The organism is Kribbella sp. NBC_00662 (genome assembly GCF_041430295.1).
Taxonomy (GTDB): Bacteria; Actinomycetota; Actinomycetes; order Propionibacteriales; family Kribbellaceae; genus Kribbella.
The window spans coordinates 3297672-3313434 of record NZ_CP109029.1; the positions used below are offsets into that span (position 1 = coordinate 3297672).

15 protein-coding genes are annotated in these 15763 nt (G+C 67.3%); 11 read left to right on the forward strand and 4 right to left on the reverse strand.

Annotation, left to right across the window (positions count from 1 at the left end; genetic code table 11):
• The first annotated feature begins 16 nt into the window (after nucleotides 1–16).
• On the forward strand, nucleotides 17–616 hold the full coding sequence (locus OHA10_RS16685) for a TetR/AcrR family transcriptional regulator (protein WP_371407119.1): 600 nt from the start codon (nucleotides 17–19) through the stop codon (nucleotides 614–616).
• A 425-nt stretch (nucleotides 617–1041) separates the two neighbouring features.
• Here the strand turns inward: OHA10_RS16685 and OHA10_RS16690 are convergent, their stop codons facing one another.
• Nucleotides 1042–1449 (reverse strand): VOC family protein, encoded by a 408-nt coding sequence (locus tag OHA10_RS16690; RefSeq protein WP_371407120.1) that lies wholly within the window; start codon nucleotides 1447–1449, stop codon nucleotides 1042–1044.
• Between the two features lie 445 nt (nucleotides 1450–1894).
• Between OHA10_RS16690 and OHA10_RS16695 the strand changes: the two genes are divergently transcribed.
• Together OHA10_RS16695 and OHA10_RS16700 are read left to right on the forward strand one after the other, a co-directional pair.
• A complete protein-coding gene (locus OHA10_RS16695) occupies nucleotides 1895–2323 on the forward strand; it encodes a hypothetical protein (RefSeq protein ID WP_371407121.1) in 429 nt (142 codons plus the stop codon).
• Nucleotides 2324–2465: 142 nt separating this feature from the next.
• On the forward strand, nucleotides 2466–2852 hold the full coding sequence (locus tag OHA10_RS16700; protein WP_371407122.1) for a VOC family protein: 387 nt from the start codon (nucleotides 2466–2468) through the stop codon (nucleotides 2850–2852).
• A gap of 376 nt (nucleotides 2853–3228) precedes the next feature.
• Here the strand turns inward: OHA10_RS16700 and OHA10_RS16705 are convergent, their stop codons facing one another.
• Nucleotides 3229–4809: an FAD-dependent monooxygenase gene (locus OHA10_RS16705; protein ID WP_371407123.1), complete on the reverse strand. Its 1581-nt coding sequence runs from the start codon at nucleotides 4807–4809 to the stop codon at nucleotides 3229–3231.
• Nucleotides 4810–4878: 69 nt separating this feature from the next.
• Between OHA10_RS16705 and OHA10_RS16710 the strand changes: the two genes are divergently transcribed.
• The 3 genes from OHA10_RS16710 (at nucleotide 4879) to OHA10_RS16720 (ending at nucleotide 8440) form a co-directional block, all read left to right on the forward strand.
• Nucleotides 4879–5505, forward strand: coding sequence for a TetR/AcrR family transcriptional regulator (locus OHA10_RS16710; RefSeq protein ID WP_371407124.1), 627 nt, complete (start codon nucleotides 4879–4881; stop codon nucleotides 5503–5505).
• Nucleotides 5506–5652: 147 nt separating this feature from the next.
• Nucleotides 5653–7803 carry a carbohydrate-binding protein gene (locus tag OHA10_RS16715; RefSeq protein WP_371407125.1) on the forward strand — a complete coding sequence of 717 codons (2151 nt, stop codon included), beginning with the start codon at nucleotides 5653–5655 and terminating at the stop codon, nucleotides 7801–7803.
• 28 nt (nucleotides 7804–7831) lie between these two features.
• Complete coding sequence (locus OHA10_RS16720) at nucleotides 7832–8440, forward strand: glyoxalase (protein ID WP_371407126.1); 609 nt, start codon at nucleotides 7832–7834, stop codon at nucleotides 8438–8440.
• A gap of 5 nt (nucleotides 8441–8445) precedes the next feature.
• Here the strand turns inward: OHA10_RS16720 and OHA10_RS16725 are convergent, their stop codons facing one another.
• Nucleotides 8446–8919: a winged helix-turn-helix transcriptional regulator gene (locus OHA10_RS16725; protein ID WP_371407127.1), complete on the reverse strand. Its 474-nt coding sequence runs from the start codon at nucleotides 8917–8919 to the stop codon at nucleotides 8446–8448.
• Nucleotides 8916–10142, reverse strand: a complete 1227-nt coding sequence (locus OHA10_RS16730; protein WP_371407128.1) for an MFS transporter — start codon at nucleotides 10140–10142, stop codon at nucleotides 8916–8918. The genes OHA10_RS16725 and OHA10_RS16730 overlap by 4 nt, the downstream gene beginning before the upstream one ends.
• 175 nt (nucleotides 10143–10317) lie before the next feature.
• On the opposite strand from OHA10_RS16730, the gene OHA10_RS16735 reads away from it, so the two are divergent.
• Genes OHA10_RS16735 through OHA10_RS16755 form a run of 5 tightly spaced genes read left to right on the forward strand, consistent with a single transcriptional unit; the run spans nucleotide 10318 to nucleotide 15757 of the window.
• A complete protein-coding gene (locus OHA10_RS16735) occupies nucleotides 10318–11781 on the forward strand; it encodes a sulfatase-like hydrolase/transferase (protein ID WP_371407129.1) in 1464 nt (487 codons plus the stop codon).
• Complete coding sequence (locus tag OHA10_RS16740; RefSeq protein ID WP_371407130.1) at nucleotides 11778–13037, forward strand: ABC transporter substrate-binding protein; 1260 nt, start codon at nucleotides 11778–11780, stop codon at nucleotides 13035–13037. The genes OHA10_RS16735 and OHA10_RS16740 overlap by 4 nt, the downstream gene beginning before the upstream one ends.
• Nucleotides 13034–13930, forward strand: a complete 897-nt coding sequence (locus tag OHA10_RS16745; RefSeq protein ID WP_371407131.1) for a carbohydrate ABC transporter permease — start codon at nucleotides 13034–13036, stop codon at nucleotides 13928–13930. Before OHA10_RS16740 ends, OHA10_RS16745 begins: the two co-directional genes overlap by 4 nt.
• A complete protein-coding gene (locus OHA10_RS16750) occupies nucleotides 13927–14745 on the forward strand; it encodes a carbohydrate ABC transporter permease (RefSeq protein ID WP_371407132.1) in 819 nt (272 codons plus the stop codon). Before OHA10_RS16745 ends, OHA10_RS16750 begins: the two co-directional genes overlap by 4 nt.
• A 13-nt stretch (nucleotides 14746–14758) precedes the next feature.
• Entirely contained in the window at nucleotides 14759–15757 is a 999-nt protein-coding gene (locus tag OHA10_RS16755; RefSeq protein ID WP_371407133.1) for a LacI family DNA-binding transcriptional regulator, read from the forward strand.
• Nucleotides 15758–15763: the final 6 nt, after the last annotated feature.

Here is a 15763-nt window from a genome sequence, read left to right on the forward strand (position 1 = left end):
TCGCTATACTTGTGGCATGGAAACGATCGATGCACCGGCCGGTGTATCCCGCGGTGGACGCGGCGCCCGGGAGCGCATCCTGCGCACCGCCGTGGAGCTGTTCGCCCGTGACGGCATTCACGCCACCGGCATCGCCAAGCTGACACACGAGGCACACGTATCGACTCGCACCTTCTACCAGCACTTCCCGAGCAAGGAAGCCTTGGTGAGCGCCTATGTTGAGCGTGTCGGAGCGGAACCAGACAGTCTCGAGAGCGCCCTCGACCGCCACGACCTCACCGCGCGCGAACGCCTCCTGCACCTGTTCGACGAACGCCCGGTCAATCAGGCACACCCACCTGTTCTGCGCGGCTGTCCCCTCCACAACACCGCTGTCGAAGCAGCCGGAAACATGCCCGAAGCCACAGCACTCGTCGAGCGCCACAAACGAGAATTCACCGCGCGGCTGATCAAAACCGCCGCCGAAGCAGGTGCCCCCGACCCCGACATCCTTGGACGACAACTCGCCCTGCTGTTCGAAGGCTGCCGCGCTCTATCCACCTCCCTCAACAACTCCCAGCCCATCCACGACGCCCGAGAGCTCGCCGCCACACTGATCGACCAAACAGCCACCTGACCCGCCACAGCCGACCACCCGTCGGGGGGGTCGGGGGTCGGGGGGACGCGACGGATCGGTGCGATACGCCGTACCGAACCGCAACAGGCTGTTCACGGCGAGTGCAGCGCAGACCGATGGAGTTGCTGCCGCCCGCGCGGCGCACGCATCGTGGTTGACGTGGATGTCGCCTCGACCGCGCTCGGGCAGCAGCTCCGAGACGTGACACGAATACGAGGTCACGTTCGTGCGCGGGCTCATCGGGGTTGGGGTCGGCCTGCTGACCGGCCTGATCGGTGGTGTCGGAACCGCGATCGGAGTGGTCGGCGCCTTCCTGGGCGCCTGTCCTGTGGCTTGTTCATGGAGATAGTCCTCCTCGTAATGAGAAGGTCGTCGGTTCGATTCCGACAGGGCGGCTCAACCCAACCCCAGCCCGTCGAAAAGTCTCAGTCGAGGGCCTGTGCGATCTCCCACAGGTTGCCTGCCGGGTCTGCGAAGGCCGCGGTACGCCTGCCCCACGGGCGGTCGATCGGGCCGTTCAGCAGGGTGACGCCATGCGCCTGTAGCTCTGCGGCGGCCGCGTCGGCGTCGTCGACTCGGACCGTGTAGAGCGCTCGCCCACCGGCAGTCGGCGCGGCGACGGCATTCGGCTCGATCAAGATGGGTGCTTCGTCGACCGTGATGAGGTTGAGCATCAGGTTGCGGAGCCTGAGCAAGGCCGAGTTGGCGTCCTCGAAGATCACCTCGAGACCGAACACGTCGAGGTAGAACTTCTTGCAAGCCGCTACGTCCTCGACGAACAAGGTGATGACCTCGAGCTCGTCGAGGCCTTTGATCGGGCTGGTCTTCGTCATGCTGCTCTCCTGCTGCGTTGGGCCGCTCACCGGCCGCGGGTCTTTGGTGACGACATCGAGACCCCGCGACGGATCTCGACATTCTCGCCAAACTTCCCGGCGCCCAACAGCTGGACCGCCATCAGCTGTCGCGCTGCCTGGATCGCCGGGGCGCGAGCACCGACCCGGCTGTCAATGGCTCTGTCAATGAACCCCAGCCATTTCCGGGCAGATCAGGCACTACAGACAGTGCAGGTGCAAGAAGATCCCGGCTGAGACACCCTCGCGTATGCCAGCCCTCGCACTTGTAAAGCGGGGTTAGGGTTTCGAGTCGCCTCACCGGCTCTCAGCCAGTACAACCTCATCGTCGATCCGGGCGTCCCCGCGCAAGCGAGCGCTGACGTGGGGTTGCGGACCAGGCAGGCAAGGAGGAACCTCGTCGCGAGAGTCGGCTCGGAGGTGGATCTTGAAGCTTGAGCATCTCTGTGATGTGGAGTGGCGCTACGACCTGGTCGAGACGATCGAGCTGCAGGCGGCAGGAGATGGGCTGCTCTACGGGCAGGGGACCGCGGCCTTCAAAGGGCGGCTCTCCGGCACCGCGCGGTGGTCCAACAACCCCAGACTCCAGGGCGGGTACGCCCACCCGGACGCCCGCGGGATGGTAGACGTTGGCGATGGCGGCTTCGTGATGGTCCGGCTGACCGGCCTCTCGAACCTCGCCGACGGCTCGGGCCTGCACGTCCTGACCTTCCAGACCGACCATGAACCCCACCGGTGGCTCAACCATGTCCTCGCCATCGGCGAGGGCGCCATTGACGTCCGGCGCGCCGCGCTCTCGATGCGCTACTACAGCTGCGAGGTCGACTACCTCCCCGAGATCCCGGCCGACGACTGACGTCTGCAGGTGAGACGGCCTCCCAAGTGCTGACCTACGCCGGGATAGTCGTGGACTGAAAGTCGCGGTCTTCACGGGAGTGGGCTTTGGGCGGAGAGTGGTGTGCACGCTGCCAGCTGAGGACAGGCCCCGGGAGAGTCCGATGAGTATCGAACTGAACCACACGATTGTGCACGTGAGGGACCGATGGGCTGCTGCTCGCGATGTCGGTCAGTTGCTCGGTCTGCCGGAGGCGAGAGCGTACGGACCATTCGCCGAGCTGAAGTTGGACAATGGGGCGAGCCTGGACTTCATGGACACCGAGGGCGAGATCCACGGCCAGCACTACGCCTTCCTCGTGAGCGAAGAGGATTTCGACCGCATCCTCGGTCGTTTGAGGGACGAAGGTCGCAAGTGGTGGGCCGATCCGTTCAAGCGCCAACCACAAGAGATCAACCAGGGCGACGGCGGCCGCGGCCTGTACTGGGAGGGCCCTGACGGGCATTGGCTCGAGATCATCACACGTCCGTACGGCAGCGGCGACGGCTGATTCTGATGGCTGTGCCGACGCTGGCGACCTGAAACGGGCGCTGCGGTGCTACGAGCAGGCTATGGAGCTCGACCCGAATACCCGGATCTCCGTGTCCTGCAGCTACCTGGCCCGCGGCGGACGCGTTGGTGGACCTGCATGACTCGCTCGGCGCGCGGGCCGTCCTCGACGAGGCGCCAGCGGCGAAGCCGGACGACGACTCCGCGCTCCAAGCGCTACCAGGTGCTCTGGACGCGGGCCGGACGCGAACGTCTTCGGGTTGCGGGGTTGGTGCTGTTCCAGCTGGGGACGGACGACAGGATGCCTTCGCGCGCATGCGAGTCCGGGACTCCACCGGCCGGAACGTAGCAGCAGCCGGTGGAGTCGTGAGGACGGGTCAGGCTGCCTCGCCCAGCCAGGTATGAAGGGCGGGGACGAGGCCGTCGTGGTCGTCGGTGTCGGTGGCCCAGGCGATGTGGCCGTCGGGGCGGATGAGGAGGGCGGACGCCGGTGGCGCGGCTGTGGGCTTGGTGTTGATGACCTGGAGCCGATCGGACCAAGGGGCGGCAAGGTTGCTCAGGCCCGGGGAGTTGGTGAGGTCGAGGAGGAGGGCCTTGCCGGTATGGAGGTGGTCGGCGAGGCGGGTGCCGTCGGCGAACTCCAGGTCGGGGGCTGAGGTTCCTGCCAGGGGGTGCGCGTTGCCCAGGTCGTAGCTTTGCCAGGCGCCGGAGAGTTTCTTGGCCAGGTAGGTGGAGCCGTCGGGGGTGTTCAGGAGGTCGGCGATGATCGGGCGTAGGGCTCTGGCGTGGCGGTCGGTGCGCATGATGGTGATCTGGGCTCGGGTCCAGTCGAGGACCCATTCGCCGATGGGGTGGCGTTCGGTGGTGTAGGTGTCGAGGAGGCCTTCCGGGGCCGAGCCCTTGATGGTGGCGGCGAGTTTCCAGCCGAGGTTCATGGCGTCGCCGATGCCCAGGTTGAGGCCCTGGCCGCCGAAGGGGGAGTGGACGTGGGCAGCGTCGCCGGCCAGGAGGATGCGGCCTTTGCGGTACGTCGTTGCCTGGCGGGCGTTGTCGGTGAACCGGGTCGCGGTGATGACCTTGGTGATCGTGACGTCGGCGCCGGTGACGTTGCGGAGACTGGTCTCCAACTCGTGCGCTGTGATCGGTGCGTCGCGGTCGATCGGTGGGCCGTCGAATTCGACGGTGAGGATGCGGCCGGGGATCGGGCCGTACGCGTAGATGCCGGTGGCGGTGCTGTTCCAGCCGAGGGTGAGGTTCTCGGCGCCCTCGAGCTCGACCATTGCCTGGTGGCCGGTGATCTCGGGGTCGGTGCCGACGAAGTCGAAGCCGGCCAGTTTGCGGACGATGCTCCGGCCGCCGTCGCAGCCGACGAGCCAGCCGGCCGTCACCTCTTCGTCTCCGAGCTGGACGCGTAAGCCGTCGTCGTCGGCAACAAACCCGGTCAGCTCGACGCCGCGGCGTACGTCGACGCCGAGCTCGGCGGCCCGTTCGGCGAGGACCAGTTCGATGGTTTGCTGGTTGACCAGGAAGATGCTGGAGGCGGGGCCGGCATCGCGGAACTCGGGGTCGGTGAAATCGACCTTCTCCGCGCCGACCAGGATCCCGCCGAAGTGCCCGGCAATCGGCGGCCGCTTCGGCTGAGCAGGCGGCGCCACAGCAGCCGGTCCTGCAGCCGGGCCAGCAGCCGGTCCAGACCCCGGTGCGGACGCCGGAGCCGCCAAGCCCGCCATCCGGGCGAACTCCTGCATCATCCGCTGTTGCTGTTCCTGCAGCGCCGGCAGCAAACCCCTGCGATACAAGGCCTCCGCGGTCGGCAGGTTGACCGAGCCGGCCTTGATCGTCAGGTCGGGCTCGGTCAGCCGCTCCATCACGAGCACGTCCACCCCGGCCAGCCGCAGCTCGCAGGCGAGCATGAGTCCTACCGGCCCTGCGCCGGCCACCACCACGTCGTAGTCCATATCAGCTCCCAGTTCGTCGTCAGTGAATAATGTACTCGGTCCAAATTTGTGTCGAGTATGCTATCCGTCATGGATGAGCGGCTCGGCCTGCGCGAGCGGAAGAAGCGGGAGAGCCGGCGGCGGATCGCCGACGTCGCGTCGGGGCTGTTCATCGAGCGCGGGTTCGACAACGTGACGATCGCCGAGGTCGCGGAGGCGGCGAACGTCGCGCGGATGACCGTCTTCAACTACTTCCCACGTAAGGAAGACCTGTTCCTCGACCGGCACGCGGACCTGATCGACGATCTGCGCCGCACGATCCGCGATCGCGAGCCCGGCGAGTCGGTCGTCGCCGCGGTACGGCGCCACCTGCACGAACTCCTCGAGACACAGCACCCGCTGTCCGGCGCCCGGGACGGGACCGAGCACTTCTACCAGATCGTCGACGCGAGCCCGGCGCTCGTACGTCGTACGCTCGAACACACCCGTGAGTTGGCCGATGCGCTGACCGAGCTCCTCGAATCCGAGGTCGAGCCGGGCCGGCAGGCCGAGGTCGTGGCCAATCTGATCGCGACCGCGGTCACGATCGTGCCGCGGGTCGCCGTCGACAAGCTGATCGCCGGACACCCGGGCGAGCAGGTACGCCGTGAGCAGGTCGACGTCATCGATCAGACCTTCGACCTGCTCGAGGGCGGCATCGGTCAGTACGGCCGCTGAGGTTCCGGAACAGTTCCGGAACCGGCAGGGGGTGTTGGGGGCGGAGTTCGCGACCTAGAGTCGGCCTGCTTGTAAGGGCTTTCCACCGACTTTGGAGGGTTTGTGAGGCGGACTCTTGGGGTTGCGGTCGTGCTAGGGGTGGTTGGGTTGGCGACAGCCGGGGTGCCGGCGGCGGCTCAGCGCGGGGCCGTGGTCAGCGGCACGTACTCCAGCGGCTCGGCGCAGACCTGGCAGCCGTTGCCGACGACGTACGTCGGGAACGATGGCACCGGCCCCGTGGACGCGACGGTGGTCGTGGACCCGAGCACGCTGAGGCAGAAGTACTCCGGTGTCGGGTTCTCGCTCGACGAGACCAGCGTCTCCAACCTGTGGAAGCTGACCCCGGCCGAGCGCGAGCGAGCGATCAAGCTCCTCGCCGATCCGAGGACCGGCGCCGGGTTCGACCGGTTCCGGCTCACGATCGGGAGCCCGGACCTGATCGAGCACCTGCCGTTCTGGTCGTACGACGAGCTGCCGCCCGGCGTGACCGAGGATCGCGGCCTGAAGTACTTCTCGATCAAGCGGGACGTCGATCTGCACATCGTCGACACGGTGAAGCTGATCCAGAAGTACAACCCGCGCGCGACGTTCTTCGCGTCGGCGTGGAGCGCGCCGGCCTGGATGAAGACCAACAACCGGTTCACCGGCGAGGTCGCGTTGAACCCCGGGAGTACGACGTCGTACCACCAGGTCGGCAAGCTGCGCGACGACTGCATCGACGTGTTCGCGAAGTACTACGTGAAGTACCTGCAGGCGTATGCGAAGTACGGGATCACGGTCGATGCGCTGACGCTCCTCAACGAGCCGGGCATCGACGTGGTGTATCCGGCCATGGACATCAGCGTCGAGCAGCAGCAGAAGTTGTCGGTGGCAATCAAGCGCGAGGTACGCCGCGCCGGCCTGCGCACGGAGCTGTACGTGCACGACTTCAACTTCTGGGACTGGCGGGACCCCAACAGCACGGAAACGAAGAACTACTACCGGATCTTCGATGATCCGAAAGCTGAAAAGGCCGCGGATGCGATCGCGTTCCATCCGTACTGGGGCGACCCGACCGTGATGCGGGATGCGTTCGAGGAGTTCGGGAAGCCCGTGCACATGACCGAGACGAGTGATCTGTCACCGGCGACGATCCTGAACTACTTCCGGCTCGACGCGTCGTCGTACATCATGTGGGCGCAGACGACCGACCAGGACGGCGGGACGCTGCACTGGACTCCGGCGCGGGACAACAACGTGGACTGGGAAGAGGTCGGACGGACGACGAAGTGGCCGAACCGACTGGTCACCGTCGACACGAACACCAAGACGTTCACGGTGCGGGACGAGCTGTATGCGATGGGGCAGTTCGCGAAGTACCTCGGGCCGGAGCACACGCGCGTGGAGTCGAGTGCGACGGCGAACGGCATCAGCAATGTCGTGTACAAGGATGCCCACGACAACTTCGTCGCGATCGTTGGGAACTCCAATGCGGCGCCGAGCAAGGTTCGCGTGACGACGGCGGGGAAGTCGTTCACGGTGACAGTTCCGGCGAACGCGTACGCGACGTACCGGTGGCACGGGGACGTGCCGCGCCGCGACCACGCGCCGGTGTTGCAGGACGTTCCCGACGTGGTTGCTGACCAGTACCAGACCACGCAGATCCAGTTGAAGGCAACCGATCGCGACCACGACAATCTCGCCTACTACGCGACCGATCTGCCGGCCGGCGTCAGCCTCGACGGCAACACCCTGAGCCTGCATCCGACGGTTGCCGGAGTCATGGACGTCAAGGTGCGTGTCACTGACGGCGCCTCGCACGACGAGACGACTGTGCACGTGACGGTCAGGCCGCACGGTGCGCCGGTGGGCGAGAAGGTGGAGGCGGAGTCGTACGTCGCCCAGCACGGCTGGACCGACGGCGGCGCCAACTTCATCGAGAGCAACCCGGCCGCGAGCGGCGGGAAGAACGTCGGCTGGACCGCACCGGGCAACTGGCTGCAGTACCGCGTCGACGTCGCGGAGGCCGGGACCTACAACCTCGAGCTCCGGGTCGCCAACGGCACAGGCGCTCCCGCGCCGGATGCGATCTCGATCCGCGACGCAACCGACACAACACTCACCAAGGCAACGGTCCCGGACACCGGCGGTTGGGCCAACTACCGATCGATCACGACCCTGGTCACCCTGCCCGCAGGCGAGCAAACCATCACCGTGTACTGCGAGACCGGCGGCTTCAATCTCGACTATCTGAAGCTGGTCAGGAATCAAGAAGCGTGACGAGGCCGCCGGTCCCTAGCTTGGAGGCATGACAAATCTTCGAGGTGTGGTTCTGGAAGTGGCCGACGTTGCAGCGACCGAGCTGTTTCTGAAGGAGGCCTTCGGGCTGGACGAGCGGGTGCGGGTGCGTGAGTCGGCGGCGGAGACGACCGGTTTCCGCGGGTTCACGCTCTCGCTGACCGTCGCTCAGCCGAGTACGGTCACCAGTCTGTTCGAGTCGGCGGTCGAAGCCGGTGCGACGGTGGTGAAGCCGGTGACCAAGTCGCTGTGGGGGTACGGCGGTGTCGTGCAGGCGCCGGACGGGACGATCTGGAAGATCGCGACGTCGGCGAAGAAGGACACCGGTCCGGCGACCCGCGACATCGACTCCGTCGTGTTGCTGCTCGGTTGCGAAGATGTGGCCGCGAGCAAGAAGTTCTACGTCGATCACGGCCTGACCGTGGCGCGGAGCTTCGGGCGCAAGTACGTCGAGTTCGACACCACCGGGCCGGTGAAGCTAGGGCTCTACGGGCGGAAGGCGCTGGCCAAGGACGCCGGCGTACCGGTCGATGGCAGCGGCGCGCACCGGATCGCGCTGGCCATGGACGAAGGCGCCCAGGTCGACCCCGACGGATTCGCCTGGGAGCCCGCGGCCTGATGCGGTCAGCGCCAATCGCTGCGGTCCGCCGTACTGCCGGGGACCGGGTCGAACGAGACATCCTCGGCCGGCACCCGGGTCCCCGACGCGGTGGTGAACGACACGTCCACCAGCTCGCCGGACTTGGCGTGCCGTACGACGGTGGGGCCTTGCTCGCGCGGGACGTGGACGTCGCCCCACTGCTGGAGAGCGGCGAGGACGAGCTTGAGGTCGTCGCCGGCCGGTGTCAGGTGGTAGTCGCAACGGGTGCGCTCGCCTTCCGCCCGGTACTCGCGCCGCTCCAGCAGGCCGGCGTCCACCATCGCCGTCAAGCGGTTGGTGAGGATGTTGGGCGCGATGCCGAGAACGTCACGGAAGTCGGCGAAGCGCGTCGTACCCAGGTGCGCCTCACGGAGGATCAGGAAGGTCCACCGGTCGCGCAGCAGGTCGAGGGCCCGGGCGATCGAGCAGTTCGGTCGCCCGGCGGTGCGGGTGCTCATGACACCTCCTTGCGGGTGGTGAGGAGAACGGCCGCCGCCAGGATCAGGATGGCCAGCGTACCGATCACGGTGACGCCGAGCAGCAGCGCCGTACTCAGGCCGGAGGCCGTCGCGACCAGTCCGAGCGTGAGCGCGATCGCGCCCTGCAGGATGTAGGCAACGAGATAGACCGCCGAGACCGTCGCGCCACGGTGATGTGCCGGGGCGTGGGCGGCGATCAGGCCGAGGCCGCCGGAGAACAGCAGGCCGTACGCCGTGCCGCCGGTGATCGTCGTCGCCACGAACAGCGGAACCGAGTGCGCCGTCGCCGCGAGCTCGAGCAGACCGAGGTCGACGAGCGTGAGGATCGCGCCGAGCGGGACCAGGCGATGCGCGGGGAACCGGCGGCCGATGATCGCGGTCGTGCCGGTGGCGACCGAGAAGATCGCGAGCAGCAGACCGATCACGAAGACGTTCCCGGTGCCGACCAGGTCACGCACGATCTCCGCGCCCAGGGCCAGGAACACCGAGCCGAAGGCGTACGCGCCGGTGACCGCGAGGGCCGCGGCCAGGTACAGCAGACGGATGCCCTTGGCAACGGTAATCGGGCGCGGGCGCCAGCGGCCCTGCGCCTCGTCCTTCGTGTGCCGCGGCATCCGCCAGACGGCGCCGAGGACGCCGACGATGACCGCGACCAGGACCCAGTAGTCCAGGTGCAGCGGCGCCGGGGCGTACTCGATCAGCCCACCGCCGACGATCGTCGCCAGCGCCAGCCCTGCCGCGGTCGCCACTGTGGTGATCGACGCCGCTCGGTGCGCCTTGCCCCGGGCGCTGAACTCGACCGCTGCTGCCGTCGCGGGGGACAACGCCAGGCCGACGCCGGCGCCCATCAGCGCCCGTCCCGCATAGACCCAGCCGACCGACGGGGCGACGGCGAAGAGAAGGACGCCGGCGAGCATCGCGCCGACGCCGTACAGCATCGTGGTCCGGCGGCCGATGTAGTCCGACACCTGGCCGAAGATCAGCAGGAACGCGACCAGCACCACCGGGTACACCGCGAAGATCGCGGTCGTCGCCGTCGGGGTGAGGTGCCAGGTCGAGGCATAGAGCGGGTACGTCGTGGTCGGGGCGGCGCTCGTCCACAGACTGACTCCCGCGACGGCGGCGGCGGTCCAGAAACTGCCGCGCCGGCTGAGAGCTCGGCGCGATCGCGTGGCCGAGACGGGGAGCTCGAGGGTGCTCACGGAGGGGTCCTTTCAGGGACAGCTGAGTTGCTCGATGAAAGCCAGAACGCCTGGGTTGTCAAAAGCAATCCAGCCTCATCTGTGATGCCCGTCACACTTGACGATCCAAAGCTTCCTGGAGGAGTGTTTACAGCGCTGCAATACAGCGCTGTAAATCGATCAGAGAGAAGTGTGGATGCGTCCCGACATCGTCATCGTGATGACGGATCAGCAGCGGGTGGGGCTGACCCGGCGCAGTGGGTATCCGGTCGACACCATGCCGTTCGTCGACGGCCTGGCGGCGGGCGGGACCGACTTCCGGCAGGCTTACACCGCGGCGCCGGCGTGTGTGCCGGCGCGGACGAGTCTGCTCACCGGCCGGTTCCCGAGCGCACATCAGGTCCGGCAGAACAGCAACGCCCGGCACGCCCGCTTCTCCCAGGATCTCCTCGACGTACTGCGAGCCGCGGATTACCAGCTGCACTTCGCCGGCAAACCGCACATGCACCGCGACGCTCGAGACTTCGACACCTTCGCCGGCCCGTACTTCCACACCCAGGGGCCCGAGCGCGACGCGGAGGAGAAGGCGTTCGACGACTGGCTCGAGCACCTCGACCACGGCGTCTCCGCCGAGCCGACGCCGTACGACGTCCGCTGCCAACTGCCCTACCGGATCACCAGCGACGCACTCCGGGCCGCGCACACCGCGGACCCCGGCAAACCCGCTCTCTTCTGGGTCTCCTACCCCGAGCCCCACAACCCGTACCAAGTCCCGCGGCCGTACTTCGACCTCGTCGCCCCCGAAGACGTCCCGGACCGCATCAACGGGCCAGAGGCAACAGAAGTCAAGGGCGGCAGCTACGCCTGGCTGCGCAGACTCCAGGAAGAGAAGCGACCTGGGTACGACGACAACTGGCGCCGGTACGCCGCGAACTACCTCGGCATGCTGCGCCTCCTGGACGACCAGATCCGCCGGCTGCACGAGGGCCTGAGGCAACGACCGCGACTGACCGTCGTGCTCGCCGATCACGGTGACTACGTCGGCGAGTACGGCCTGCAACGCAAGGGCGCCGGCCTCAACGACTTCCTGATGCGGATCCCGCTCGTCATCACGGGCGACGGCATCGCGATCCAGCAGCGCGACGAGCCGGTCTCGATCGTCGACGTACTCCCGACGATCTGCGAGGCCGTCGGCCAACCGATCCCCGACGGTGTCCAAGGCCGCAGCCTGCTCCCCCTCGCGCACGGTGACCCCGCGCCGCAGGCCGAGTTCGGCAGCATCATCGCCGAGCAGGGCTTCGGCGGACGCACGTACGACGTGACCGCCCGGCCGCCGTTGCACTTCGCGTACGACGGTCCGACCTTCGACGAGCTCAACACCGTCACGCAATCGGGTGCCGCCCGGATGCTCCGCAGCGGGCGCTGGAAACTCATCGTTCACGCCGACCTGGCCGGCGAACTCTACGACCTGGAGAACGATCCGGCCGAGCTCGACAACCTCTTCGACGACGACGGCCACCTGGCCGTCCGAGCCGAGTTGCTGCACCAGCTCGCCCGCTGGCAGGCCCGGCTCACCGACGACCTCCCCAACGGCAACTACGTCCCGCTCCGCCTGACCCACAACTGGCGCTGGGCCCAACGCAGGGAGAACCAACCATGACCAGACTGACCCGCCGGACCCTGCTGGGTCTCGGCGCCGCCACCGCCGCCGCAACAGTCCTGCCGGGTTGCTCGGGAGGCAAGAGTCTCCTCCGCGTCTCCTGGTACGGTCCCGACCCGGTCACCAAGGCGCTCAACACCGCTCTGACCGCGTGGAAGTCGAGTGGCGGCGTCGAATACTCCGCGGAGAGTGCGCCGTTCGACGACTACTGGGACAAGCTGGCGACGCAGACGTCTGGCAACAACGCTCCCGACGTACTGCGGATGTCGATGAGCTACTTCAGTGACTATGCCGGGCGGAGTGCGCTGAAGGATCTGAGCTCGTCGGGTATCGACACCTCGGGTCTCGACAAGGATGTCGCCGCCAGCGGTCAGGTCGACGGCAAGAACTACGGGATCGGGCAGAGCTCGATCAGCTACGCGATGTACGTCGACGAGGCCGCCGTCAAGCGCGCCGGCGGGACGGTCCCGGCGCAGGGCTGGACCTGGGACAAGTTCGCCGAGTTCGCCCGCGACTACAGCGGATCGATCCAGGGCTCGTACGGATCGAGCGACCAGGCCGGGAACTTCCAGCTGTTCGAGGTGTTCGCGCGCCAGCACGGCACCGAGCTGTTCTCCGACGACGGCGGGAGGCTTGCCACGAGCAAGGACACGGTCCAGGAGTGGTTCCAGTACTGGGCCGATCTGCGCACCGCGAAGGCCGCGCCGCCGCAGAACGTCAGCGCCGAGACGACCGCGATCGAGAAGTCGCTGGTTGCCAAAGGCAAGGCTCCGCTGCAGTTCGGCTGGGTTCAGCAGGTCACGTTCTACCAGCCGTTGGTGAAGAGCCCGCTGTCCGTCCTGCCGGTGCCGCAGGACACGGCGGGCGATCTCAAAGGCCAGTTCATCAAGGGTCTCGACCTGTGGTGCATCTCGGCCGCGAGCAAGCATCCCGAGGACGCCGCGAAGCTGATCGGGTTCCTGCTGAACGACGAGAAGGCGATCAAGACGATCGGCATCCTGCTCGGCGTACCTCCGTCGCAGAAGGCGCGTGACCTGGTGTCGGCGGATGCGGGCTCGGCGGGTGCGCGGGCGATCAAGTACGTTGAGGACATCGCCGGCAAGGTCGGGCCGTCGCCGAAGCCGTGGCCGAAGGGGTACGGCGAACTGCTGACCGGCTTCGGCCGGATCGCGGAGAACATCGGCTTCGGCAAGACGAAGCCGGACGCGGGCGCCCAGGAGTTCGTGGACCTGGCCGGAAAGACTCTCGGTCAGTGACAGCGCGTCTCCGCCAGAGCCTTCCGGCGTACCTGTTCCTGCTGCCGTGGTTCATCGGCATCGTTGGACTGACCATCGGCCCGATGGTGTTGTCGTTGTACTACTCGTTCACCGACTACGCACTGCTCAACACTCCCGAGTGGACCGGGCTGCACAACTACTCGGCACTGTTCCAGGATCCGCGGTACCTGCACTCGTTGCGGGTCACGTTCATTTACGTCGGGGTTTCGGTGCCGCTCGAGATGGCGTTCGCGCTCGCTGTCGCCGTACTGCTCAACCGTGGGCTCAAAGGTCTCGCCGTCTACCGCGCGTTGTACTACGTGCCGAGTCTGCTCGGCGGCAGTGTCGCGATCGCCCTGCTCTGGCAGCAGATCTTCGGCAGCGACGGCCTACTGAACGACGTCCTCGGCCTCTTCGGCATCCACGGCCGTGGCTGGATCTCCGAGCCCGGTACGGCGTTGTGGACGCTGATCGTCCTGCGGGTCTGGCAGTTCGGGGCCCCGATGGTGATCTTCCTGGCCGGGCTGCGGCAGATACCGGACGACGTACTCGAGGCCGCCGAGGTCGACGGTGCGGGCCGGTGGCAACGGTTCTGGCGGGTCACGCTCCCACTGCTGTCGCCGGTGGTGTTCTTCAACCTGGTGCTGCAGATCATCGGCGCGTTCCAGGCGTTCACCCCGGCGTTCGTGATCAGCGGCGGCAAGGGCGGTCCGTCGGACTCGACGCTGTTCTACACGCTGTACCTGTACCAGCAGGCGTTCGGCAACTTCCGGATGGGGTACGCCGCCGCGATGGCCTGGGTGCTGCTGCTGATCATCGCGGTCTTCACCGGACTGAACTTCGTCCTCGGCCGCACCTGGGTGTTCTACGGAGACGAAGGGGTACGCCGATGAAGCGCGTGCTGGCACATGCCGGACTGTCGGCCGGCGCGCTGATCATGCTCTACCCGCTGCTCTGGATGGTCAGCGCGTCGCTGCGGGAGAACACCGAGATCTTCCAGCACCCCGGCCTGATCCCGGAGCACCCGACGCTCGGCAACTACGCGCTCGGGTGGTCCTCGACCGGGACCAACTTCGGCGTCTACATCATGAACTCGCTGATCATCTGCGCCGCGGTCGTGATCGGCAACGTGATCACCTGCTCGCTGACCGCGTACGCGTTCGCGCGGATGACGTTCGTCGGCCGGAAGGCGCTGTTCGCGGTGATGCTCGCGACGATCATGCTGCCCGGCCACGTGACGCTGATCGCGCAGTACTCGATCTTCCGGAACCTGAACTGGATCGACACGTTCTGGCCGATGATCGTGCCGAGCTTCCTGGCCACCGACGCGTTCTTCGTGTTCCTGATGGTGCAGTTCATCCGGTCGCTCCCGGTCGAACTGGACGACGCGGCCCGGATCGACGGCTGCGGGTACTGGGGGATCTACCGGCGGATCATCCTGCCGCTGCTGTCGCCGGCGCTGGTGACGACGGCGATCTTCTCGTTCATCTGGACCTGGAACAACTTCTTCAGCCAGCTGATCTACCTGTCGACCAGGACCCGGCTGACCGTCCCGGTCGCGCTGCGCGGGTTCCTCGACGCCACCGGCAGCTCGCAGTGGGGTGCGCTGTTCGCGATGAGCGTCGTGACGCTGGTCCCGGTGGTCGTGGTGTTCGTGGTCTTCCAGCGGCGGATCCTGGCCGGAATGGCCCACACCGGGCTCAAGTGAGATCCTGCCGGGTATGAGGCCGCGCCTGACCGACGTCGCCGAGGCGGCCGGGGTGTCGATGAAGACGGTGTCGAACGTCGTCAACGGAGCCGAGCACGTCCGCGAGGAGACCCGGCAACGGGTGCTGGCCGCGATCGACAAGCTGGGCTACCGGCCGAACATCGCCGCTCGCAACCTGGCCCAGGGCCGCAGCGGGGTGATCGCGTTCGCCGTACCGCAGCTCGACCGGCCGTACTTCGCCTCGCTCGCGGCACGGATGCTCGACGAGGCGGAGGCGTTCGGCTGGATCGTGCAGTTCCACCAGACCGGCGGTCGCCGGGAGGCGGAGCTCGCGCTGCTCAACGAGCGGCATCCGGCCCGGCTCGACGGGATCGTGATGAGCCCGCTCGGCCTGACGCCCGAGGATCTGGAGGGCCGTGACCCGACGCTGCCGCTGGTGCTGCTCGGCGAGAAGGCCGGTGCGGAGCATCACGCCGACCACGTCGGGATAGACAACCGGGACGCCGGCCGGGTGGCGACCGAGCATCTGTTGTCACTCGGGCGGCGGCAGGTGATGGCGCTGGCACCTGGTCCGGGGATGGAGGACGAGCGGATCAACGGGTACCGCGACGCGCTCGCCGCGGCCGGGTTGCCCGTCGACGAGGACATCGTGCTGCCGACCGGTGGGCTGCGTGGTCAGGACGCCGAGCGGACCCTCGGCGAGTGGCTGGACTCGGGTCATCCGGCACCGGACGCGATCTTCGCGGCCACCGACTGGCTGGCGATGGGTGCGATCCGGGCCCTCGTGCTGCGCGGTCTGAAGGTCCCGCAGGACGTGGCGGTGGTCGGGTTCGACGACATCCCGTACGACCTCGCGACCCTGCCCACTCTCACCACGGTCGCGCCGGACCGGGTCGCCATCGCCCGGCTCGCATTACAGGCCTTACGTGACCAGAGGCCCGGAGGCGAACCAGTCCGCCTCCAGGCCCCTTTCAGTCTCGTGGTGCGCGAGAGCACCACGGGTATCAGCTGATGCGCG

Coding starts and splice junctions, on each gene's coding strand:
- OHA10_RS16685 (WP_371407119.1), top strand. CDS start 17: ATGGAAACGATCGATGCACCGGCCGGTGTATCCCGCGGTGGACGCGGC.
- OHA10_RS16720 (WP_371407126.1), top strand. CDS start 7,832: ATGACAAATCTTCGAGGTGTGGTTCTGGAAGTGGCCGACGTTGCAGCG.
- OHA10_RS16710 (WP_371407124.1), top strand. CDS start 4,879: ATGGATGAGCGGCTCGGCCTGCGCGAGCGGAAGAAGCGGGAGAGCCGG.
- OHA10_RS16700 (WP_371407122.1), top strand. CDS start 2,466: ATGAGTATCGAACTGAACCACACGATTGTGCACGTGAGGGACCGATGG.
- OHA10_RS16740 (WP_371407130.1), top strand. CDS start 11,778: ATGACCAGACTGACCCGCCGGACCCTGCTGGGTCTCGGCGCCGCCACC.
- OHA10_RS16755 (WP_371407133.1), top strand. CDS start 14,759: ATGAGGCCGCGCCTGACCGACGTCGCCGAGGCGGCCGGGGTGTCGATG.
- OHA10_RS16690 (WP_371407120.1), bottom strand. CDS start 1,449: ATGACGAAGACCAGCCCGATCAAAGGCCTCGACGAGCTCGAGGTCATC.
- OHA10_RS16725 (WP_371407127.1), bottom strand. CDS start 8,919: ATGAGCACCCGCACCGCCGGGCGACCGAACTGCTCGATCGCCCGGGCC.
- OHA10_RS16735 (WP_371407129.1), top strand. CDS start 10,318: ATGCGTCCCGACATCGTCATCGTGATGACGGATCAGCAGCGGGTGGGG.
- OHA10_RS16705 (WP_371407123.1), bottom strand. CDS start 4,809: ATGGACTACGACGTGGTGGTGGCCGGCGCAGGGCCGGTAGGACTCATG.
- OHA10_RS16750 (WP_371407132.1), top strand. CDS start 13,927: ATGAAGCGCGTGCTGGCACATGCCGGACTGTCGGCCGGCGCGCTGATC.